The organism is Flindersiella endophytica (genome assembly GCF_054779015.1).
Genome location: NZ_BAAGYY010000031.1, coordinates 127,052 through 147,500, shown reverse-complemented (window position 1 = coordinate 147,500; position 20,449 = coordinate 127,052). Strand labels below are relative to the sequence as shown.

General features: G+C 68.5%; 27 protein-coding genes and 1 tRNA gene. 18 read left to right on the top strand and 10 right to left on the bottom strand.

Annotation, left to right across the window (positions count from 1 at the left end; all coding sequences use genetic code 11):
- Positions 1–44 precede the first annotated feature (44 nt).
- Positions 45–389, bottom strand: coding sequence for a winged helix-turn-helix transcriptional regulator (locus tag ACYVF6_RS36430; RefSeq protein ID WP_460528255.1), 345 nt, complete (start codon positions 387–389; stop codon positions 45–47).
- A gap of 68 nt (positions 390–457) precedes the next feature.
- Between ACYVF6_RS36430 and ACYVF6_RS36425 the strand changes: the two genes are divergently transcribed.
- Positions 458–1,327, top strand: coding sequence for an NAD(P)-dependent oxidoreductase (locus ACYVF6_RS36425; protein ID WP_460528253.1), 870 nt, complete (start codon positions 458–460; stop codon positions 1,325–1,327).
- On the opposite strand, the gene ACYVF6_RS36420 is transcribed toward ACYVF6_RS36425, so the two are convergent.
- Positions 1,314–2,309, bottom strand: a complete 996-nt coding sequence (locus ACYVF6_RS36420) for an NADP-dependent oxidoreductase (RefSeq protein ID WP_460528251.1) — start codon at positions 2,307–2,309, stop codon at positions 1,314–1,316. The two genes, ACYVF6_RS36425 and ACYVF6_RS36420, sit on opposite strands and share 14 nt — an antisense overlap.
- A gap of 89 nt (positions 2,310–2,398) precedes the next feature.
- Between ACYVF6_RS36420 and ACYVF6_RS36415 the strand changes: the two genes are divergently transcribed.
- The 8 genes from ACYVF6_RS36415 (at position 2,399) to ACYVF6_RS36380 (ending at position 7,535) form a co-directional block, all read left to right on the top strand.
- A complete protein-coding gene (locus ACYVF6_RS36415; RefSeq protein ID WP_460528249.1) occupies positions 2,399–2,965 on the top strand; it encodes a TetR/AcrR family transcriptional regulator in 567 nt (188 codons plus the stop codon).
- Positions 2,966–2,975: 10 nt separating this feature from the next.
- On the top strand, positions 2,976–3,803 hold the full coding sequence (locus tag ACYVF6_RS36410) for a M55 family metallopeptidase (protein ID WP_460528247.1): 828 nt from the start codon (positions 2,976–2,978) through the stop codon (positions 3,801–3,803).
- Positions 3,804–4,604, top strand: a complete 801-nt coding sequence (locus ACYVF6_RS36405; RefSeq protein ID WP_460528245.1) for a uracil-DNA glycosylase — start codon at positions 3,804–3,806, stop codon at positions 4,602–4,604.
- A 104-nt stretch (positions 4,605–4,708) separates the two neighbouring features.
- Positions 4,709–5,224, top strand: a complete 516-nt coding sequence (locus ACYVF6_RS36400) for a hypothetical protein (protein WP_460528242.1) — start codon at positions 4,709–4,711, stop codon at positions 5,222–5,224.
- Between the two features lie 114 nt (positions 5,225–5,338).
- Positions 5,339–5,845, top strand: a complete 507-nt coding sequence (locus ACYVF6_RS36395) for a DinB family protein (protein WP_460528240.1) — start codon at positions 5,339–5,341, stop codon at positions 5,843–5,845.
- A gap of 139 nt (positions 5,846–5,984) precedes the next feature.
- A complete protein-coding gene (locus ACYVF6_RS36390; protein WP_460528238.1) occupies positions 5,985–6,764 on the top strand; it encodes an alpha/beta hydrolase family protein in 780 nt (259 codons plus the stop codon).
- Positions 6,765–6,798: 34 nt separating this feature from the next.
- A complete protein-coding gene (locus ACYVF6_RS36385; RefSeq protein WP_460528236.1) occupies positions 6,799–7,044 on the top strand; it encodes a hypothetical protein in 246 nt (81 codons plus the stop codon).
- A 119-nt stretch (positions 7,045–7,163) separates the two neighbouring features.
- A complete protein-coding gene (locus ACYVF6_RS36380) occupies positions 7,164–7,535 on the top strand; it encodes a VOC family protein (RefSeq protein ID WP_460528234.1) in 372 nt (123 codons plus the stop codon).
- 19 nt (positions 7,536–7,554) lie between these two features.
- Here the strand turns inward: ACYVF6_RS36380 and ACYVF6_RS36375 are convergent, their stop codons facing one another.
- Positions 7,555–8,034 carry an NUDIX hydrolase gene (locus ACYVF6_RS36375; RefSeq protein ID WP_460528232.1) on the bottom strand — a complete coding sequence of 160 codons (480 nt, stop codon included), beginning with the start codon at positions 8,032–8,034 and terminating at the stop codon, positions 7,555–7,557.
- Positions 8,035–8,121: 87 nt separating this feature from the next.
- Between ACYVF6_RS36375 and ACYVF6_RS36370 the strand changes: the two genes are divergently transcribed.
- Positions 8,122–8,514: an MmcQ/YjbR family DNA-binding protein gene (locus tag ACYVF6_RS36370; protein WP_460528230.1), complete on the top strand. Its 393-nt coding sequence runs from the start codon at positions 8,122–8,124 to the stop codon at positions 8,512–8,514.
- On the opposite strand, the gene ACYVF6_RS36365 is transcribed toward ACYVF6_RS36370, so the two are convergent.
- A complete protein-coding gene (locus ACYVF6_RS36365) occupies positions 8,511–9,119 on the bottom strand; it encodes a TetR/AcrR family transcriptional regulator (RefSeq protein ID WP_460528228.1) in 609 nt (202 codons plus the stop codon). The two genes, ACYVF6_RS36370 and ACYVF6_RS36365, sit on opposite strands and share 4 nt — an antisense overlap.
- Before the next feature lie 11 nt (positions 9,120–9,130).
- On the opposite strand from ACYVF6_RS36365, the gene ACYVF6_RS36360 reads away from it, so the two are divergent.
- Complete coding sequence (locus ACYVF6_RS36360) at positions 9,131–9,847, top strand: hypothetical protein (RefSeq protein ID WP_460528226.1); 717 nt, start codon at positions 9,131–9,133, stop codon at positions 9,845–9,847.
- 107 nt (positions 9,848–9,954) lie between these two features.
- Here the strand turns inward: ACYVF6_RS36360 and ACYVF6_RS36355 are convergent, their stop codons facing one another.
- Entirely contained in the window at positions 9,955–10,767 is an 813-nt protein-coding gene (locus ACYVF6_RS36355; protein WP_460528224.1) for an MBL fold metallo-hydrolase, read from the bottom strand.
- A 44-nt stretch (positions 10,768–10,811) separates the two neighbouring features.
- On the opposite strand from ACYVF6_RS36355, the gene ACYVF6_RS36350 reads away from it, so the two are divergent.
- Together ACYVF6_RS36350 and ACYVF6_RS36345 are read left to right on the top strand one after the other, a co-directional pair.
- Positions 10,812–11,183 (top strand): VOC family protein, encoded by a 372-nt coding sequence (locus ACYVF6_RS36350; RefSeq protein ID WP_460528222.1) that lies wholly within the window; start codon positions 10,812–10,814, stop codon positions 11,181–11,183.
- Complete coding sequence (locus ACYVF6_RS36345) at positions 11,180–12,178, top strand: P1 family peptidase (RefSeq protein ID WP_460528219.1); 999 nt, start codon at positions 11,180–11,182, stop codon at positions 12,176–12,178. Before ACYVF6_RS36350 ends, ACYVF6_RS36345 begins: the two co-directional genes overlap by 4 nt.
- Here ACYVF6_RS36345 and ACYVF6_RS36340 read toward each other — a convergent pair.
- Positions 12,171–12,428, bottom strand: a complete 258-nt coding sequence (locus tag ACYVF6_RS36340) for a hypothetical protein (RefSeq protein ID WP_460528217.1) — start codon at positions 12,426–12,428, stop codon at positions 12,171–12,173. The two genes, ACYVF6_RS36345 and ACYVF6_RS36340, sit on opposite strands and share 8 nt — an antisense overlap.
- A gap of 38 nt (positions 12,429–12,466) precedes the next feature.
- On the opposite strand from ACYVF6_RS36340, the gene ACYVF6_RS36335 reads away from it, so the two are divergent.
- The 5 genes from ACYVF6_RS36335 (at position 12,467) to ACYVF6_RS36315 (ending at position 16,955) form a co-directional block, all read left to right on the top strand.
- Positions 12,467–12,955 carry a cysteine hydrolase family protein gene (locus ACYVF6_RS36335; RefSeq protein WP_460528215.1) on the top strand — a complete coding sequence of 163 codons (489 nt, stop codon included), beginning with the start codon at positions 12,467–12,469 and terminating at the stop codon, positions 12,953–12,955.
- A complete protein-coding gene (locus ACYVF6_RS36330) occupies positions 12,952–13,851 on the top strand; it encodes an alpha/beta fold hydrolase (RefSeq protein ID WP_460528213.1) in 900 nt (299 codons plus the stop codon). Before ACYVF6_RS36335 ends, ACYVF6_RS36330 begins: the two co-directional genes overlap by 4 nt.
- Positions 13,852–13,974: 123 nt before the next feature.
- Positions 13,975–15,363 (top strand): NAD(P)/FAD-dependent oxidoreductase, encoded by a 1,389-nt coding sequence (locus ACYVF6_RS36325; protein WP_460528211.1) that lies wholly within the window; start codon positions 13,975–13,977, stop codon positions 15,361–15,363.
- A 10-nt stretch (positions 15,364–15,373) separates the two neighbouring features.
- Complete coding sequence (locus ACYVF6_RS36320) at positions 15,374–16,795, top strand: class I SAM-dependent methyltransferase (RefSeq protein WP_460528209.1); 1,422 nt, start codon at positions 15,374–15,376, stop codon at positions 16,793–16,795.
- Between the two features lie 77 nt (positions 16,796–16,872).
- Positions 16,873–16,955: transfer RNA gene (locus ACYVF6_RS36315), tRNA-Leu, on the top strand.
- Here ACYVF6_RS36315 and ACYVF6_RS36310 read toward each other — a convergent pair.
- The 4 genes from ACYVF6_RS36310 to ACYVF6_RS36295 all read right to left on the bottom strand — a co-directional run bounded on the left by ACYVF6_RS36310 (position 16,918) and on the right by ACYVF6_RS36295 (position 20,389).
- Complete coding sequence (locus ACYVF6_RS36310; RefSeq protein WP_460528207.1) at positions 16,918–18,684, bottom strand: recombinase family protein; 1,767 nt, start codon at positions 18,682–18,684, stop codon at positions 16,918–16,920. The genes ACYVF6_RS36315 and ACYVF6_RS36310 overlap by 38 nt on opposite strands.
- Positions 18,641–19,162 (bottom strand): recombinase family protein, encoded by a 522-nt coding sequence (locus tag ACYVF6_RS36305; protein WP_460528205.1) that lies wholly within the window; start codon positions 19,160–19,162, stop codon positions 18,641–18,643. The genes ACYVF6_RS36310 and ACYVF6_RS36305 overlap by 44 nt, the downstream gene beginning before the upstream one ends.
- Before the next feature lie 138 nt (positions 19,163–19,300).
- The gene (locus ACYVF6_RS36300) at positions 19,301–19,918 is read right to left on the bottom strand and encodes an ImmA/IrrE family metallo-endopeptidase (protein ID WP_460528203.1); all 618 of its coding nucleotides are present in this window, start codon (positions 19,916–19,918) and stop codon (positions 19,301–19,303) included.
- 72 nt (positions 19,919–19,990) lie between these two features.
- Positions 19,991–20,389, bottom strand: coding sequence for a helix-turn-helix domain-containing protein (locus ACYVF6_RS36295; RefSeq protein WP_460528201.1), 399 nt, complete (start codon positions 20,387–20,389; stop codon positions 19,991–19,993).
- Positions 20,390–20,449 lie beyond the last annotated feature (60 nt).

Below are 20,449 nucleotides of genomic sequence, written 5' to 3'. Positions count from 1 at the left end.
AGGGGCCGACGACCTGAATCGAACTGGCCAGGACCGGGTCTCGATCAGTGCCCGTTCCCTACGCCACCGAGGATGTGGTGGCGGCCCCAGGCGCCCAGCGGGGCGAGGGCCTCGTTCAGTGAGACGCCAAGCGGCGTCAGCGAATACTCCACCCGCGGCGGCACCTCGGCGTAGTCCTCGCGGTGGACGATGCCGTCGGTTTCGAGCTCGCGCAGGTGGGACGTCAGCACCTTCTCCGTGACGCCCGGCAACTCGCGACGCAGCTCGCCGAAGCGGCACGGGCGTTCGTTCAGCGCCCAGAGGATCAGCACCTTCCACTTGCCGCCGATGACGTCCATCGCCGCGTCGATGCCGCAGACGTAGGCGCCTGGCCTGCGTGTGCCCAACATCTGGAATCCACCACCCACCTCGAAGTGCGTACTTGTCCGTCGGCCGATCCGAAGTCAGCCTATGCGACATGGAGAAATCGCTGACGTTGCTCGGACTCGGTGCGATGGGCACCGCCCTCGCCCGCGCCTGGATGGACTCCGGATACGCCGTGACCGTGTGGAACCGTACGCCCGCGAGGGCCGAACCCCTCGCCGCCGCAGGCGCGGCCGTCGCGGCGAGCGCGGCCGATGCCGTCGCCGCGAACCGGCTGGTCGTCGCCTGCCTGCTCGACGACGCCTCGGTCGGCGCGACCCTGGCCGGCGCCGATCTCGCGGGCAAGGACCTCGTGAACCTCACCACCAGTACGCCCGGCCAGGCCCGCGCCCGCGCGCGATGGGCCGCCGGCCGTGGCGCGCGGTACGTCGACGGCGGCATCATGGCCGTACCACCGATGATCGGCGCACCGGCCGGCGGTGGATACGTCTTCTACAGCGGCGATTCCGCGCTGTTCGACGAGCACCAGCCGACGCTGGCCGTCCCTGCCGGGACGACGTACGTCGGTGTGGATCCCGGCTTCGCCGCCCTTCATGACGTTGCCTTGTTGAGTGCGATGGACGGCATGTTCGCCGGCGTCACCCACGCGTTCGCCCTTGTACATAAGGAGAACATCGCCCCGAAGGAGTTCGCGCCCCTGCTCGCCGGCTGGCTCGGCGCGATGGCCTCGTTCGTCGGTCGGATGGCCGAGCGGCTGGAGAGCGGCGACTACACCACCGGCGTCGTGTCGAACCTCGCGATGCAGGCCGTCGGAAGCGCCACGCTGGAACGTACGGCCGAGGAGCAGGGCGTCAGCAACGAGCTGCTGGCGCCCTACCACGACCTGATGCGCCGCCGGGTCGACGCCGGCCACGGCGACGAGGACGGTGCGGGTCTGGTCGGCCCGCTGCTCAGGGAACGGTGATGACCAGCTTGCCGAAGGTGTGCTCGCGTAGCAGATCGACGTAGGCCTGCCGGGCCTCGGCCAGTGGGTAGCGCCGGCTGATCGTCAGCGGCAGGCGCCCGTCGACGACGCGAACGGCCAGCTCGTCGAGGTCGCCGGGCTCGATGTGGGTGAAGCCGGACCACACGGTGAGGTCGTCCCGTCCGGGCACGGTCTGCTCGAGCATCGAGGTGATCGTGATCAGCCGGCCACCCCGCCTGACCACACGAGCCGCCGCGACCACCTCGTCCGACGACGGCAAGGCCAGGTTGACCAGCGCGTCCACGCCGTCCGGGTAGTGGCGCGCTACCTCCGCGACCACATCGACCGACGTGTGGTCGAGCACCTCGGCAGCACCCAGGGCACGGATCGCGGACTCGTCGGCCGGTCCGGCCGTCGCCAGGATGTGCGCCCCGGCCGTCGCCAGCAGCGGGAGCAACACGGTGCCCACGCCTCCCGTCGCGCCGATCACCAGAATCGTCTGGCCGGGACGCGGATCCAGCTGCCGTAGTAGGGGCCAGGCGGTCATGCCGGTGGTGGGCAGCGCCGCCGCCTGGTCCGCCGGCAACTGCGTAGGGCGGCGGCCGAGCGCGGGCGTGTCCGCCTCGAACACGGCGTACTCCGCAACCGTTCCAGTGCTGTACGACGGCGGCGTGCTCACCATCTCGGCACCCGGAAACGCCCGGGGCGCCGCGAACCCGAACACCTCGTCTCCCACCGCGAAACGGGTCACGTTCGCGCCGAGCTCGGTCACCGTGCCGGCGAAGTCGTGTCCCGGAACGTGTGGGAAGACGAGCGGGATCTGCTCGCGGAGCTCTCCGCTCAGCAGCCTCAGCTCGCCGGGGTTCGCCGACGCGGCCGCGATCCGGACGAGGATCTGCCCAGGACCCGGCGCGGGCGGATCGACCTCCTCGACGCTCAATCCCTCGGGTGGGCCGTATTCCTTGGCCTGCAACGCCTGCATTGGGACCTCCATAAGCGGACCAGTTGGTCAGGTTGACGACAGTAGCATCTAACCGGACCGCGCGGTCAACTTGGATATGATGGAAAATTGTGACCGAGAGACCGCTGCGCGCCGACGCCGTCCGTAACCGGCGGCTGGTGCTGAGCGCCGCCTCGGAAGCGTTCGCCCAGCGGGGCATGGACGTGTCGATCGCCGAGATCGCGCAGCGCGCGGGCGTCGGCAAGGGCACGGTGTTCCGGCACTTCGCGACCAAGGAGGACCTGCTGGCCGCGATCGCCTGCGACCGGTTCGCCGAGCTGATCGCGGTCGCCGAGGGCCTGCTGGACGCGCCCGATCCGGTCGAGGCCGTTCGCGAGTTCATGGCGGCGGGAGCGTCGATGCACGGGCGCGACCGGACGTTCACGCAGATCTCGACGCGGGTGTTCATGGCCGACGCGACCGTGCAGTCGGCCAGCACGCGGCTGACGAAGGTCGTCGAGCAACTGGCCGAAAAGGCGCGGCGGCAGGGCGGGCTGCGTCCCGACCTCACCGGCGAGGACGTCCGGGCGTTGATGAGCGGCGTCTGCCTGGCGGCCGAGCACTACGCGGAGTCCGAGCCCGAGCGGTGGCGGCGCTATCTCGGCATAGTCTTCAACGGCATGCGCGCCGAGCCGTAGGGTGAGCGACGTGCGCGTACTGATCTCTGTCGACATGGAAGGCATCGCGGGCATCGTCGACCCGCAGGACGTCCGGCCCGGTGAAGCGGAGTACGAGCGCAACCGGCACCTGATGACGGCGGAGGCGAACTCGGCCGTCCGCGGTGTGCTCGCGTTCGAGCCCGACGCCGAGGTGGTGGTGTCGGACGCGCACGCGCAGTTCCGCAACCTGCTGCCGGAGGAGCTGGACCGGGCGGCGCGGCTGATCCGCGGCAAGCCCAAGCCGGGCGGGATGCTGGCGGGCGTGCAGCACAACGTGGGCGCGGTGCTGTTCATCGGCTACCACGGGCGCGCCGGGACGCCGCACTCCGTGTTGTCGCACACCGTCAACGGCGCGGTGATCGCGGACGTGCGGATCAACGGCGAGTCGTACGGCGAGATCGGGCTGAACGCGGCGTTCGCCGCTGCCCACGGCGCGGCGCCGGTACTGGTGGCGGGCGACGACACGGTCGCCGCCGAAGCGGCCGCGGTCGTACCCGGCGTACACACGGTGATCGTGAAGTGGGCGCACGGTGCCAAGGCGGCGGAGTCGTTGCACCCGTCGGAGGCCTGCGCGCGCATCGAGGCGGCGGTGCCGGTGGCGATGGCGGAGCTGATGTCGGTGCAGGCGCCTGTCTTCGAGGGCGAGGTTGTGCTCGAGGTCGACGTGCAGAAGCCCGCGCTGGCCGAGCACGCGCTGCTGGTGCCCGGCATGACGCGGCCGGCTGGGTGCACGCTGCGCTACGTCGCGCCCGACTACGCCACGGCGTACGGGCTGGTGTCGCTGATCTCCGTGCTCGGCAGCGCGGGACTGGCGTAGATGTCGTTCGTTCCGCCCGGGTCGGGGTGGCCGGAGGATCCCGCTGTCGCTTCCACGCCGGTGGCGGCTTCGGTGGCCTCGGTCGAGTCGCTGGCCGCGTCGGCGCCTTCGCTGGCCGAGCTGAACGCCCGGCAGTCGGTGTGCCGCGCCTGCCCGCGGCTGGTGGCATGGCGGGAACAGGTCGCCCGCGAACGGCGAAAGTCCTTCGCCACCGAGGAATACTGGGGCCGCCCGATCGCCGGGTGGGGCTCGGAGCAACCGTGGTTCCTGATCGTGGGGCTGGCGCCGGCCGCCCATGGAGGCAACCGGACGGGCCGCATCTTCACCGGCGACCGTTCGGGCGACTGGCTGTTCGAGGCACTGCACTCGGTCGGCCTCGCGGCCCTTCCGACCAGCGTCCACGCGGGGGACGGCCAGCGCCTGCTCGGCGGCCGCATGGTCGCGGCGGTACGGTGCGCGCCGCCCGACAACAAGCCGTTGCCCGTCGAACGAGACGCCTGTTTCCCCTGGCTGGTAAGGGAAGTGGAGTACGTGGGGCCGTACGTGCGCAGCGTGGTGGCGCTCGGCTCGTACGGCTGGGACGCGGCGCTGAAGTCCTTCAAGGCCGCCGGCTTTGGCGTCCCGCGTCCGAAGCCGAAGTTCGGCCACGCCGCCGAGGCGACCATCCTGGCGGCAGACGGCCGCGAGCTCCTCCTGATCGGCTCGTTCCATCCGAGCCAGCAGAACACCTTCACCGGCAAGCTGACGCCCGGAATGATGGAGGCCGTCTTCGAACGGGTCAAGGACTACGCGGGCGTGTGAACGCAGATCATCCAAAGCTCCGGTACGCCGGGATGGAGAGTTCAGAGATGACCAGGATCTGGTGCTCGGTAATCGCAGCTCAATACGGGTCAACCCTCGAGGACATGGCCATCGTGTTGCGCGGATGTCCAGATGAGCTGTGGGAGGCAAGCCTCTACGAGGTAAGGAAGACCGACCAGTGGGCGTGGCCTCCGACCGATCGCGACGGGCGCCCGTTCGATGACCCAGCCGTCAGCGAGCGCAAGCTCCAGATCCACAGTGCAGTATGGCGAACCGCCGCCCACGCGCTCTGGTTCACCGATCTCGACTTGTCCCCCACGCATGCCAATTGGGCGCCTCCGGCCCCGTTCTCTATCGGCGACGAAGATGCCTACGTCATCCCGCCCACATACACTCGCGAACAGCTGCTCGGCTACATCGATCACTGCCGGTTGAAGGTCGACAAGATCTTTGGTGACCTGACCGATGAGCAGGCCGCCGCGCAACTCCCAGAGCCGCACCGAAACGGCGGGACATCGCTGGCGGCCATCTTCGTCGGAGGTGTGGTCCACCTCCAGCTTCACTCCGCCCAGGTGCGCACATTCCTCAGAAGCCACGGGATCCGTTGCGCCGATGAGTGACGGGTGCGAACGGGTCAAGGAATACGCCGGTCTAGATCAGGCTCCGCCACAGGGGTAGGGAGGCCGGGCCTGACCGGATGACTGTGCGATCGGCGTGCATGTAACGTCGCCCGCATGACGATATGGACGGTCCCCGAGCGAGTCGAGCCACCGGTCAACCCCGCGGATGAGCGGACCGCGCTCGAAGACCGTCTCGACTTCCAGCGCACGACATTGCTGCTGAAGTGTGGTGGGCTGACTCCGGAGCAGTTGGCAACCCGATCGGTGCCGCCGTCAACGATGTCGTTGCTGGGAATTGTCCGGCACATGTCCGGGGTCGAGGCCTGGTTCCACTCGTACGACGGCCAACCGGACCACAGGTATTTCTGGGACTACGTGCCGGGCGCGGCGAACGGCTTCGAAATCGCCGACAGCACGCGGGCCGCGGACGACCTGGCCGGCTATCAGACGAGTGTCGCCCGGTCCCGCGCGGCCGTGGCCGGGCGCAGTCTCGACGAGGCCAGCCCTGGCGAGGACTACACCCTGCGGTGGATCTATCTGCACATGATCGAGGAGTACGCACGCCACAACGGCCACGCGGATCTGCTTCGCGAACGCATCGACGGCGCCACCGGCGAATGAACCCGCCGACGAGGCCGACCTACGGTGAACCGGCGGTGGTCTGGCAGATGATGGAAGCCGGCTTCGAGCGCGCCAAGGAACTTGCGCACCCGCTGTAGGCATCGGAGGGTGGGGGTGGTCTCGGTTAGGGTTTCGAGACGTGACTGACGAGGGTTTCAGGACGGTGGAGACGGCTGACCGCGACGGCGTGCGGCTGAGTTCGATCGAGTTCGGGGGTACGGAAGGTTACCTGCTGCTTCCGCCCGGCTCGGGCGGGCGCGCACCGGGCGTTGTGTACGCAGGGCAGGGCGGCGTCAAGGATCGCTTCCTCGACGAGGCGCTGGAGCTCGCGCGCGACGGTGCGGTGGTGATCACCGCGCTGACCGAGTTCGGTGTGGTCGGCGACCCTGCGACCGACCTCGCGATGGTCGAGCGCGCGGCCGAGATCCAGCGACATGCGTTGGCTGTCCTGCGTAACCATCCGCAGGTCGACGCGACTCGAATTGGCTTTGTCGGCCACGGGTGGGGTGCCACCCAGGCCGCGTGCGTTGCCGGAGGCGGCGCGTCGCTGCGGACGCTGGTGCTGGCAGGCACGGGCGCGCATCTCTCGGAGTTCCTGTGGTCGTTCGGGCCGCGCACGGCGGACCGGGCGGCGTACGTCAAGGAGCTGTCCGCGATCGACCCGATCGTCCAGCTTGACCGGCCGCTCGCCTATCCAGTGCTGTTCCAGGTCGGCAGTCACGACCAGAACGTGCCGCCAAGCGACGCCGACGAGCTCTGGCAGTCGATCGACGCATCGAAGGACCGCAAGGACTACGACTGCGACCACAACCTGGTCGATCATCCACCGGCGCGGGCGGATCGGCGAGCCTGGCTCCGCGAGGCGCTCGGCATCGATGGTTTGTTCGAGCGCACCCAGCGACACGCCGTCGACCCATAGGCGGGTGGGGGTGGGCGGTGCTAGGCTTTCGAACATGTTTTCGACAGACCTTGGATACGTTGAATACCGCTCGGCGCCGGACATCTTCGGCGAGGATCGGTGGATCGTGGGCAAGATTCGTTCGGCGGAGGTGCGCGACGGCGTGCGGTGGTACCACGTCGAGCCGTTAGTGCCCTTGCCAACCGAGGGTCTCCCACGATGGGTGACCGACCAGCACGTACGCGAGTGGGAGCGGCCGGAGAGCAGCTGGCGCACCAACTGGCAGCCGATCTTCGCCTGAGCCGCGATGTCGCACAGCTGGGTGCCGGGTTTACGCTGCGCCGGCCCGCAAGGTCCGCGCCACGCTCGAGCGATGACTTTCCAGCCGGCCCTCGGTCAGTATTCGATATGACCAACGCTGTGACCGTTACCGGAGCCCAGTTCGTCCTCTGCACCAACGACATCGAGCGGCTGAAGACCTTCTACGCCGACCTCCTCGGCGCCGAAGAGCAGACCTGCGTCCCCGGCGACGGCGGTCCGTTCTACGTCATGCTCGACCTCGGCGCTCCTGGCCTGACCCTCGGCCTCGTCGCCGACGAACGAGGAGCCAGCACCGCCCCGGGCCGATCCGCGCTCGCCGTCTTCGTCGACTCCGTCGACGACCTGTTGCCCCGCGTCGAACCAGCCGGTGGCAAGGTCCTCGGCCCACCCAACGACATGCCGTGGGGCCACCGAGTCGCCCACATCGCCGACCCCGACGGCAACTCGGTCAACCTGACGCAGCAACTCTGACCGCAGTGCAACGCGGAACTCACCCCGCGACCGTGATCGGCCGGTCGGGAGGTCCGTCCGACAGCAGGCGCGCGATCAGCTCTGCGAGTTCGGCAGGGCGGAGCAAGTCCGTCGTCGCCGTGAGCTCGGAGAGGGTCCACCAGCGGTGGCCGGTGATCGTGGAGCTTTCCAGCTCCTCGAAGCCCGACGTGTCGATCTCGAACGCCGGCGCGCGGACCAGGAAGTAGCGCTGCCGCACCTCGGACGTCACGCCGTCCCGCACGGTCGTCCAGGGCCGGCCGCGCCAGATCTCCGGCCCGAGCGGCACTCCGGTGAGGCCGGTCTCCTCCCGCAGCTCGCGCAGCGCCGCCTGTTCGTGCGTCTCTCCCGGCCGCACGCCACCGCCGGGCTGGAACCAGCGGGACGAGCCGTCGTCGTTGCGTAGTGAGAACAGCAACAGCCGGTCGGCGTCGTCCAGCAGCACGATCCGTGCGCTCGGCCGCGGGATGAGTTCGGGCACGAAACGTCAGCCTATTCAGGCGGGCAACCAGAAATTGCTCGCTGAGATGCGCCCGGCCGTCCCGCGAGCTGAAGTAGCGTGACGCCCATGGCGACGCTCGAGGATGTGGAGCGGCTGGTCGCGGACCTGCCCGAGACCGAGGTCGGCGAACGCTACGGCAACCGCACCTGGCAGGTCCACGGCAAGGCGTTCGCGTGGGAACGGCCGTTCAGCAAGGCCGACATCAAGCGGTTCGGCGCCGAGACTCCCCCGGACGGTCCCATCCTGGCCGTCCGCGTCGAAGATCTCGGCGAGAAGGAAGCCGTCCTCGCGGCCGGACACCGCGGGTTCTTCACGATTCCCCACTTCGACGGCTTCGCCGCGGTGCTGATCCAGCTGTCGAACGTGTCGGAGGCCGCCCTGCACGACGCGCTGCTGGACGGCTGGCTGGTGTTCGCGCCGCCCAAGCTGGCCGAGGCGTACCTCGCGAAGGAACGCTAGGCGAGCAGCTCGCGTACCAGCGCGGCGCTCCACCACCACTCGATCCGGTCCGCGGACCAGCCGCGTTCGAGGTGGAGCGTGTTGTAGACGTCCAGATTGCAGATCGCCGCGTAGATGTCGACGGCGGTCGGGACGTCCAGGGCAGCGCGCAGGACGCCGGAGGGCCAGGCCGAGAACACACGTACACGTGTCTGGTCACCGAGCCGGCGCCCGTCGAGGTAAGCGGTCGCGAGGTCGGGCTCGGTGCGGGCCGCGTCACGAATCAGCGTGATCAGGTCGCCGGCGCGTTCGAACAGCCGCCGGTCGTACGCCGCCATCGCCGCGAGCTGCCGCTGCGGGTCCAGGGTGGAAGCCTCGAGGTCGGCAAGCTGCTGGGCGCCGTCCGCGGCCAGGTCGGCCGACTCGACGAGCGCGCGGACGAGCCCGGGCTTGTCGCCGTACGTCGCGTAGACCGTCGGCACCGAGACGCCTGCTTCCTGCGCCACCGCCCGGATCGTTGTCGTGGCCCAGCCGCGCTCGACGAACAGCCTGCGTGCGGCGTCGGCGATGTCGGCCCGGGTCTGCTCGGCTTGCTCGGCCCGTCGCGCGGATTCGTAACGTCGCATATATTGATTATATGGAGCGTAAAACGAAATTCCGAACAGGACCCACCGGCTTCACCCAACTCGCCGGCGCGGCAGGGATCGGCTTCGCCTCGCTGATCGTGCTCGGCAACGTGTTCCTGCTGCCCGCGGGCCTGCCGCTCGCGGGCGCCCCGACCAGCGAGGCGACCGTCTTCTTCGGCTCGAACGACGGCCTCCGCGCGCTCGCGGCCGGCCTCGGCCCGATCACGTGGACGCTGGCGACGGTGTTCGCCGCGGGTGCGCTCGGCGCCCTCCGGCGTTCCGAACGCGACCGCGGTGAGGCGTGGTCGCTCGTCGGCTTCGCGGGCATGCTGCTGCAGAACTGCACGTTCACCGCCGTGATCGCGACCCGGCTCGCCCTCGGCAAGACCGCCGGCTCCGACTCCAGCGCGACGACAGCACTCTGGGCCCTGCACGACGGCTTCTTCGCGCTGAACGGCACGTTCCTGGCCCTCGCCCTGACCGGCCTCTCGATCGGCGGCCTCCGCGCCGGGCTGATCGAGCGCTGGCACGGCCGGGCCGGTCTGCTGGCCGCCGCCCTCCAGTTCACGTCGGCGACCCTCGGCTCCCTGGTCATCGAGAAGGAGGGCCCGCTGGGCTTGATCGGCCTCGCCGGCTGGGTGATCTGGGTGGTCTGGCTCGTCTGGTACGGAGTAACCCTGCTCCGCGTCCAGACCGCAGGAGTACAACCCCAGCCTCAGCCCGCCTGAGCCCGCCGCCACCGGTACCGCGCCGTCGCGCATCCCCCTCACGCGCGGCGGGGTGGGGTGGAGCTGGTGCGCCCCGGTCCGTCCGCACGCACGCCGCCTATGCCTCATCAGCCGGTGCCGTGGACGCTCCACATCGCCTTGCCTTCGGCGACGATCAGGCGGCCGAAGCGCAGCTCCGGGAAGTGCGCCCCCGCCCCGACCGTCCCCTCGCCGGAGAGTTCGCGCCACAGTCGTTCCCGGGTACGCGCGGCCACCCCCGCATCCACGTCGCCGATCGAGTGCCAGGTCGGCTCGTCCAGTTGGACGGGGCAGGTGATCGCGTCGCCGAGGAGGATCGCGCGCTCACGGCCGGACGACACGATCACCGACAGGTGGCCCGGCGTGTGTCCCGGCGTCGCCACGAGGTCGAGCCCGGCGGCGATCGTATGGTCGCCGGAGAGCGGGTTGAGGTCGGTGCCGGCGGTACGGAAGCCGTGCCTGATGTGCTCAGCCATCTGACCAGGCCCGTCGACGAAGCGCTCCCAGTCGCCCGCGCCGAACCACACCCGCGCCGCCGGAAACCAGGGCTCGCCCGCCCGGTCGTACAGCCAGCCCACGTGATCGGCGTGCATATGCGTCAGCACCACGTCGGTGACCTCGGAACGAGCGACCCCCGCGGACCGCAGCGCCGCCGGCAGCTGCCCACCCACCAACGACATCCCGTGCGGCAGCTCGTCGCGCGCCGGCCCGAGCCCGGCGTCGACGAGTACGGTCCGGTCGCCCGTACGCACCAGAAAGCACCCGATCGGCAGCCAGGCGAAGCCCTCCGGGTCGAACGGATGCAGCGGAGAGTCAGGGACAGCGTGCGCACCGAAGTACTCCGGCCGCGCGACGAACGTACCGTCCGACAACGGCACGACCTCGATCTCACCAATCCGCATGGCCGGCGAGTCTAGAACCCCCATGACCGTTAGGGTCCAGCGTTGTGCAACTTCGACATGTGACCATCGACTGCGCCGAGCCGTACGAGCTCGGCACGTTCTGGAGCCAGGTGACCGGCTGGCCCCTGCACGGCGACGACAAGCCCAGCGACGACGAGGTGCTGGTCGTGGCGCCCGAGCCGCTGCCTGGCTTGCTGTTCATCCGCGTTCCGGAAGGCAAGTCGGTCAAGAACCGCATCCACTTCGACTGGATGCCCACCGAGCGCACGCGCGACGAGGAGGTCGAGCGCATCCTCGGGATGGGCGCCAGCCTGTACGAGGACCACCGCCTGCCCGACGGCCGCGGCTGGGTGACGCTGCAGGACCCCGAGGGCAACGAGTTCTGCATCGAGCGCAGCGCGGCCGAGCGCTCGTGACGACCGAGCGGGCCCGCGAGCTCGGCCTGGTGGCCGGCGAGGGCGAGCCGGGCCCGCTGAACGCGATCACCGACGTCCCCGGAGTACGGGTCGGGCACACGACCGTACGCCGGCCGCCGGAGATCCACACCGGCGTGACGGCGATCGTGCCCGGATCAGTGAGCCCCGTGAGCCCACTGAGCCCGTTGCCGGCCGGGATGTTCGCGGGCAACGGGTACGGCAAGCTGATCGGCGCCACGCAGCTGTCCGAGCTCGGGCAACTCGAGACTCCGATCGTGCTGACCGCGACGCTTTCGGCGTTCCGCGCCGCTGACGCCGTGGTGAGCTGGATGCTCGACCGGCCGGACTGTACGGACGTCCAGTCGATGAACCCAGTCGTCGGCGAGTGCAACGACGGCTTCCTCTCCGACATCCGGGCGCGGCCGATCCAGGAGTCGCACGTTCGCGCGGCGATCGACTCCGCGGCCGGCGGCGCCGTCGCCGAAGGGTGCGTGGGCGCGGGCACCGGAACGGGAGCGCTCGGATTCAAGGCGGGGATCGGCACCGCGTCCCGCCGGCTGGAACTGGCCGGCGCCGAGGTCACGGTCGGCGTGCTCGTCCAGGCGAACTTCGGCGGCACGCTCAGGGTGCGCGGCCAAATCGTGCCGAGGCCCAAGAGTCCCGCCCGCCAGCCGTCCGACGACGGTTCCTGCATGCTCGTCGTGGCGACCGACGCGCCGCTGGACGCCCGGCAGCTGGGGCGCGTCGCGCGGCGAGCGGTGTACGGGCTCGGCCGGGTCGGCGCGTCGTACAGCAACGGCAGCGGCGACTACGGCATCGCCTTCTCGACTCGCCCAGGCGCTGCGGCCGTACCCGACGCGCGCCTGAGCCCGCTGTTCGAGGCGACGCTCGACATCGTCGAGGAGGCCGTGCTCAACTCGCTGCTCTCTGCCGTCACCACGACAGGCGTTGGCGGCCGGACGTTGTACGCGCTCGACCCGGGCGCGCTCAGGTGAGGTTCTCGACGATGTGCAGGCGTACGAAACGGCGGGTTGTCAGGCCTTCGAACAGCACGAGATAGGTGTCTCCGGCAGCCCGGAACACCCGCCTGCCGACGATCTGGGCGGGCTCCAGCGGCTCGAACTCCCGCGCGAACTTCAGCGCCTGCTCGACCGCCAGCTCCCGCGATTCGCAGTAGTGGACCGGCCGCAGGTCGGGTACCCGTCCGGGCGACGGCTCCTCGAGCAGCACACACCATGCGTCCATCGGGTCATCGTAGGGTGGCCGCGCATAGTCTCCTGCATATGACTGCCGCCCTCGTACTCATCGACCTGATGCCTCGGATCATCGCGCTCCCGCTCGCCCCGTACTCCGGCCAAGAGGTGCTCGGACGCTGCACACAGCTCGCCGCGGCGTTCCGTGCCAAGGACCAGCCGGTTGTGCTCGTACGTGTCGACCGGCCCGGCGTCGCCGAGCAGCCGCCGGGCAGTGAGCTGGTCGACGGCCTCGCCCAGCCCGGCGAGCCGGTGGTCGTCAAGCGCACGATCGGCGCGTTCCACGGCACGGATCTGCACGAGCAACTGCAGGCGGTGGGCGCGACCACCGTCGTGCTCGCAGGCTTGGTCACCACGATGGGCGTCGAGTCGACCGGCCGGGAGGCGAGCGACCACGGCTACGACCTCGAGTTCGTCCACGACGCGATGTCGGGCCTCGCGGCCGACGAGCACCAGTTCACGGTCGAGCGGATCTTCCCGCGGTTCGGTGCCGTCCGGAGCACAGCGGACTACCTATGAGCGGATTCGACGACTTCGAGCCCTTCGACCTCGACACGCCTGGCGCCAGGATCCACGGCCGGAAGGGCGGCTCCGGGCCACCGTTGCTCCTGCTGCACGGCATCCCCGAGACTCACCTGATGTGGCACCGGGTCGCTCCGGCACTCGCCGCGGCCGGCTTCACCGTCGTCGCGACCGACCTGCGCGGGTTCGGCGACAGCGGCAAGCCCGCGAGCACCCCCGACCACACGCCGTACACCATGCGCGAGCTCGCCCGTGACCAGCTGCACGTCATGCGTACGTTGGGCTTCGACCGGTTCGGGGTCGCCGGGCACGACCGCGGCGCGCGGTGCGCGTACCGGATGGCGCTCGACCATTCCGACGCCGTGACCCGGCTCGCCGTACTCGACATCGTGCCGACCTGGGACGCGTTCCGCCTGGCCGACATGGACTTCAGCCTCGGCTACTGGGTCTGGTCGTTCCTCGCCGCGCCGGAGCCGGTGCCCGAGCGGCTGATCGCCGGCGCACCGGACGTGTTCGTGTCGTACATGCTCGACTCCTGGGCAGACGGCGGCGACGCGTTCCCGGCCGACGTGCGCGCCGCCTACATCGAGAAGTTCCGCGACCCGGCGACCGTCCACGCGATCTGCGAGGAATACCGCGCGGCCGCGACACTCGACGTCGAGCACGACGCCGCCGACCAGGCGGGCGGCCGGCGGATCGACTGCCCGGTGCTCGCGTTGTGGAGCGCGACCGGCCCGGTGGCTGCGTGGTACGACGACCCGCTCGCGATCTGGCGCGGCTGGGCCTCCGACGTACGCGGGGAGGCGTTGCGGTCGGGGCACTTCCTGCCGGAGGAGGCGCCGGACGAGACCGCGCGGGCGCTGCTTGGCTTCTTCGCTCCCGCCGGTAGGTGACCTTCGGCAGCTGGACGTGTGGGCACAAGTCCTGGGGAATGTGAGCAACAGGACACCTGTTGCACTTTGTGAACGCATTCACGAGCGGTTAACGTGAGATCGGCACCGAGGAGGTGAATGGACGTGAACCAAGCGAATCCGCAACACGTCCTGATCGCGGGAGGCGGCCTGGTGGGGATGTCGCTGGCCTTCCGCCTGCAGAAACAGCTTCGCCGTGAGTTGAAGCGGGGCGAAGTGAAGATCACGGTGGTTGATCCCAACACGTTGATGACCTATCAGTCGTTCCTTCCCGAAGCCGCCGCCGGCAGCCTCGAGCCGCGGCACGTCGTCGTGCCGCTGCGGAGGGTCCTGCCGAGGGTGAACGTCGTGACCGGCAGCGTCGTCGGCATCGATCACGCGAACCGCAAGGTCCGGGTCGAGCCGCACTCCGGCCCTTCGTACGACCTGGCGTACGACCAGCTGGTCGTCGGGTTCGGGTCGGTGACGCGGGTGCTGCCGATCCCCGGGCTGCCCGAGGTCGGCATCGGGTTCAAGACCGTCGAGGAGGCGATCTGGCTGCGCAACCGCGTGCTGGAGCGGCTCGACGTCGCCGCGTCGGCGCAGGACGAGGCGCTGCGGAAGCGGGCGTTGTCGTTCGTGTTCGTCGGCGGTGGCTACACCGGCATCGAGGCGCTGGCCGAGCTGGAGGACATGGCGCGCGACGTCTGCAAGACGTACTACAAGAACTCCATCGGCGCTGGTCAGATGCGCTGGGTGCTGGTCGAGGCGACCGGCCGGATCTTGCCGGAGGTCGGCGAGGACCTCGGCAAGTACGCCGTCGAGCAGCTGCGTGAACGCGGCATCGACGCGAAGCTCGAGACGCAGCTGAAGTCGACCGTCGACGGGCACGTGGTGCTGTCCGACGGCACGGAGTTCGACGCCGACACGGTCGTATGGACCGCGGGCGTGAAGGCGAACCCCGTGCTGGCGGCGTCCGACCTGCCGCTGGACGAGAAGCAGCGGCTGCGGTGCCTGCCGACGCTGCAGGTCGACGGCGTATCGGACGCGTGGGGTGCGGGCGACACGGCCGCCGTACCCGACCTGACCGGGCCTCCTGGGGCGATCTGCGGGCCGTCGGCGCAGCACGCGGTGCGGCAGGCGAAGGTGCTGGCGGCGAACATCGTTGCCGCGCTCCGGGGCCGGCCGCTGAAGGAGTACAAGCACAAGTACCTCGGCTCGGTCGCGTCGCTCGGACTGCACAAGGGGGTCGCGCAGATCTACGGCATCAAGCTGCGCGGCTGGCCGGCGTGGTTCATGCACCGCACGTACCACGTTGGCAAGATGCCGACGTTCAACCGCAAGGTCCGGATCGTGCTGGACTGGACGCTCGCGCTGTTCTTCCGGCGCGAGGTGGTCTCGCTCGGCTCGTTCCACCGGCCGCGGGAGGCGTGGGAGCGGTCCGCTCAGCCGCGGAAGACGGCCGTGCTGGCCGGCGAGTCGGCCGGACAGCCGGAACCCGCGAAGACGAAGTAACTTTGAGGAGATGGAGACCGAATCGGTGGCCGCAGGGGAGTCGCCCGTGCCGGGCGGCTCCGCGTCCGGGATCGCAGCGACTGCGCCCGGGCCCACCGCCGCCCCTGATGCGGCGACCCGGATCCATGACGTACTCGGGCGGCTGTTCGGGCTGCCCGCGCCCGTGCTGATCCGGGCCTGGGACGGCTCGGAGTCCGGACCCCCGGGGGCGCCGACGGTCGTGGTGCGGTCGCGGCGCGCGGTGCGTCGGCTGCTCTGGCGGCCCGACGAGCTGGGGCTCGCGCGGGCGCTGGTGGCCGGCGAGATCGAGGTCTCCGGGAGCTTGCTGGAAGTGCTCGAGACGCTGGCGCCGTACGCGCGGTCGATCGGTGCGCGGCCGGAGCTGTCCACAGCTGACCGGACCGACCTGCTGCGTACGGCGGTCGCGCTCGGCGCCGTGGGACCACAGCCGAAGCCGCCGCCGGAGGAGCTGTCCGGGGCTGAACGCAGGCAGGCGCTGGCGGATGATCAGACGCCTGTGGAGCGGGCTGGGCGGTTCGACGATCTGACGCTCACGTTCGCCTCGACCCTGCTCGGCCCGTCGTACCTCTGTGGACCTGGCTTCTGGGCCGATTCATCTGACGTATCCGCCGAATTGGCCGAGTCGGCTGAGTCTGAAGCGTCGGTTGAGTCGGCAACGGAGGTGGCGCAACTCGCGGGCGCCGACCTGGCCTGCCGGAAGCTCGCCTTGACGCCGGGCGCCCGCCTGCTCGACATCGGCTGCGAGTGGGGCGGCTTCGTCGTCCACGCCGCCCGCGACTACGGCGTCTCCGCGGTCGGCGTAACCCGCTCGGCCGAACAGGCCCGGGCCGCGACGAAGCTCGCCGAGTCCGCGGGCGTCGCCGACCGCGTCCACATCGTCCACGGCTCCTGGCGTTCCCTCGCCTCCGACGCCGGATTCGACGCCGTGACCGGCAGTGGCCTCGGCGACTTCATCGGCGCGGCGGAGTTCGGGGAGCAGGTGTCGGCGCTGGGTGGCATGCTGGTGCCAGGTGGGCGGTTGTTGCTGGATCAGGTCTGCCGCAAGGCCGGCCCGGTCGCCCCGGAGCGCTCGTTTGTGGACGCTTACGTCGCGCCGGGTGCACAATTGCCTAGGCTCGGCGAAATCGCCGACGCCGTCGAGGCCGCGGACTTGGAGGTGTGCTCAGTGGACTCGCTTCGCGTGCACCAGTCCGCCACCCTGCGCGCCTGGACGTCCGCCCTGGAGTCCCGCCTGGCCACCACCGACGGCCACGCCGACCTCCCTGGCGTAACCCCCGGCCGCCTGCGTGTCTGGCACCTCTACCTCGCCGCCTCCACCGTCGCCTTCGACGCCGGCCGGATTGGCATGCACCAGTTGCTCGCCACCCGCCCAACCCCGGCGACTCGCCCAGGCGAGGCCTTACCTTCGTAGCTAAAGCGGCCAGAGATAGGGCAAGATTGGCCAGAACGCTCTACTCTTGCCCTTGCATGGTTCGCTACGAAGCATGAGCCCCCGTAGCCCAATTGGTCGAGGCGGCCGACTTAAAATCGGTGTCAATTTCCTGCGGGTTCGAGTCCCGCCGGGGGCACCAAACCGGCCTTACTTGAACCACCGTTACTAACGGTGACAAGCAAGGCGGGTTCGGTAAGACCACGTGAAGAGGCGTTCCAGGTGCTTGGGACGCCTCTTTTGGTTGTGGTGTCCTGTGTTGGCTGATGGTCATCCGTCCGAATCTCGGGTGTGCGCTCCCACGCTTGTGCCCACTGTTCGTACCAGCGTCCGGCTGGGACGACGGCATCGAATGGTTCGGCCAACTCCTCGTCAACGATCTCGCCGTTGTCGATCTTGAGCTTGACGAAAACCATCTGGGCCAGGAGTCGCTTCTCCTCAGGGCCGCAGCGGCGGTAGAGCTCCTGCGGGTCTTGTAGTAGATCGAGGGCAGCGGTGATGACTTGCTTGCCGCCGCTGATGTCGGAGACCAGGCCGTCAAGTTCGATGCGGACGCGTTCCCGCTCTTCGCGGACGGCCTGCACCTTGGCTGTGAGCTTGGCCTTGGGCCAGTTCGGGTCACCAACCAGGTCTAGGTAGGCATCCTCCTTCTTGTCGAGTTCCCTGATCCGGGCTTGGAGCTTGCGGCGGATCTTCTGACTGTGGTCGAGGTCCTGCCCGAGCCCGGACTCCAGGGCAATCCTGACTTCCTCGCGGAACTCTTCGGAGAAGACCACCGTGGCGAAGTGGTCCTCGACTGCTCGCTCGATGTCTCCCATCCGATGGTTCGGCAGGTCGCATAGATGCTCCTGGTGGCCTCGGCAGATGAAGTAGAAGTACGTCCCGCCGTTGCCCTTGCCGGGCATCACGATGATTCGTCTCCCACAGCGGTGGCACCACAGCAGTCCTTTGAGGAAGTGGTTGTGCTTCCGGTTGCGGATGCCGGCGCCGTGCTGGGCGTCCATGATCTCCTGGACACGGGTGAACAGCTCGACTGAAACTAGAGGCTCATGCCGTCCATTGGTTTCGATGCCGTTCCAGTTGACGTACCCGATGTAGTAGCGGTCTCGCAGCATCTTGCCGAGCTTGCTACGAGGGATCGGTTTCGTCGGGTGGCGCCGTGTGCCACGCGTACGCAGGCCCATCTCTTCGAGCTTGTCTCGAAGAGATTCGATGGTGTAGGTCCCCGTGGCGTACAGCTCGAACGCCAGCTTGACCAGCGGCGCTCGCTCTGGGTCGATGGCGATGGTGCGAACCTCGCGGCCCTCGAACTGCTCGCGGACGTTGAGGTAGCCCAGCGGCGCCCGGTGAGGTGTACCACCGGTTCTGGCCTTCTGCGCCATCTTGTTCTTGACGTCCTGCCCGTCCGACTGCGAACGGTACTGGTTCATCACGGCGATCATGCCGTGCATGGCCTCGCCCATCGGGCTCTCGTCGATGTTCTCCGTCGCCGAGATCAGTTTCACGCCGTACTTGCGAAGCGTCATGATCATGATGGCGTCGTCGTAGCGGTTCCGGGCGAACCGGGACAGCTGGTAGACGATCACGTAGTCGACGTCGCGCTGGGTGCGGATGCGAGCGATCATCTCGCGGAAGATCGGCCGGTTGTCGATGCTCGTGGCTGACTTGCCGGGTTCGACGTACTCGTCGACGCATATGGCGTCCAACTCCTTCTCCTTGCGCTGGCAGGCTTGCCGCTGCGCGGGGATGGAGATGCCTTCGGGGTCGAAGTCGCGGTTGACCTGCTTCGGGTCGGAGACCCGCAGGTAGCGGATGGCTCGCTTGCGGCTAGTGGCCGCTCGCAGTGTCTTCTGGCTGTTCAGGTTCGGCACGACCACCTCCTCTCAGTCGTCGGTTTCGTAGTTCCTTTCTGTCGCGCTCGTCGTAGCTCTCGGCGAGGTCGAACAAGGCCGCATCAGCGTCCAAACGCGTCTCCCCTTGTCGTGGAATCTTGTTGCTGGAGAACGTGATGCGCGCCCCAGCCTCCGCTACGCTGTCGCGGATCGTCCTCAGGTCGATGGTGTTCCGTGAGAGACGGGACATGTCCTGTGTGATAACCAGCTGCGCATCGCGGCGGAGTGCCAGGTCGCCGAGCATGGCGAGCAGTACGTTGCGGCGGCCGAGTTCTCGGGCGGGTCCGCGGTCGAGGTACTCGCGGACGACGGCGGCGTCGAGTCGCTTGGCGTGCTCGTGGCCGCGCTGCCGCTGTTCCTCTACTTGTGTGTCGAAGTGCTGCTTGCTGTCCGCGGTTGCTCGGTTGGCGCGGATGAACAGCACCGCGTGCTTGGATACGGTCTGTGGTTGGTTCATGCAGTGTCCTTTCGGAGTTAGTTATAGGTGCTTGGTACAACTAACGGGCTTGCCGTCAGGGTGGGCCTCGATCAGCGCTGAGTCGCCAGCCGAGGCCATACGTGCAGGTGGCGTGGGTCCCTCCTGACTTCGCCACGGCTACCCCTTGGCCCCTACCGGCTGGAAGTAGCCGCGAACCGATGCGGTGGCGTGTCCTGCTGGCTTCCTGTCAGCCTGATCAACCAACCCGAGATCGCGCAGGCGCCGTCCCATGGCGACTCGTGATACGCAGAACAGGGCGGCCAGCTGTCCGACCGACCGGCTCTGGTGTTGCCAGGCCTCGTGGACCCATGCGCGAGGCATGAGCAGGTTGGCGGCGAAGGTGTCACACGCCGTCTCGGCCACGTCGATCGTCGACCCACTGAAGCTGGGCTGGTAGAGCGTCTCGTGCAACTCGTCGTCGATGATCATCTTGAAGACGCGGGCGAGGGTGAACCGTCGCCGGCAGAGGTGATCCTCCTCGCGGATGGCGATGACCCAACGACCGTCATGTCGGCCAGCCAGGCCTGACGCTGCCAGCTTTGATCGGATCTTGACGCTGACCTGCGGCAGCTCGGTGATGATGCCGACGTCGACCGCCGGTGTGGTCAGGCCTAGTAGCTCCAACAGCCGCAAGGCCTGGTATTCGGCGACCAGCTGCGCTTCCTGAACGTCGAGTGCGCGCTGCGGCAATAGCCGGCGCATCTCTTCGATAATGTCTATTTTCTCTCCCTTCATAACAGAACCTTCCTCTCCTCTTAGTTTGTGGTGTGAAGACGCTTCGCAGCTTGCTGCGGTGCGTTGGTGGTGTTACTTCGAGTTTTCCAGGTGCGGCTGGCTTGGTCTTTCGTGGATATGGGCTTGATTCAGAATTTGCTGCCATTGTGCAGCCAGTTCGTTCGCTTGTTCCTCAGTTACGTCATAGCGGCTGACGATGTAGCGCGGAAGCGGCGGAGTCTGCCTGGGTGCTATTTGGCCGGTCAGGCCTACGAGCTCGCTGTAGTCAAGGTTGAGACAGCTGGCCAGGCGGTTCAGCACGTTCAGGTTGGGGTGCTTGTGGAAGTCGTTCTCCAACCTCGATACGTAGCCGATACTGATGTCACAGTGGGCCGCCAGTTGGCGAACTGTGAGTCCCGCCGCTTCGCGATTACGCCGGAGCGTTTGGCCAAGCGTTAACTCGGAACCATTCTTGCTACGTGATGCATCCATGCATGTTGTCCTCCAGAACTTCATTATTGCTCACTTGTTCACAATTGGAAACGGCAAAGT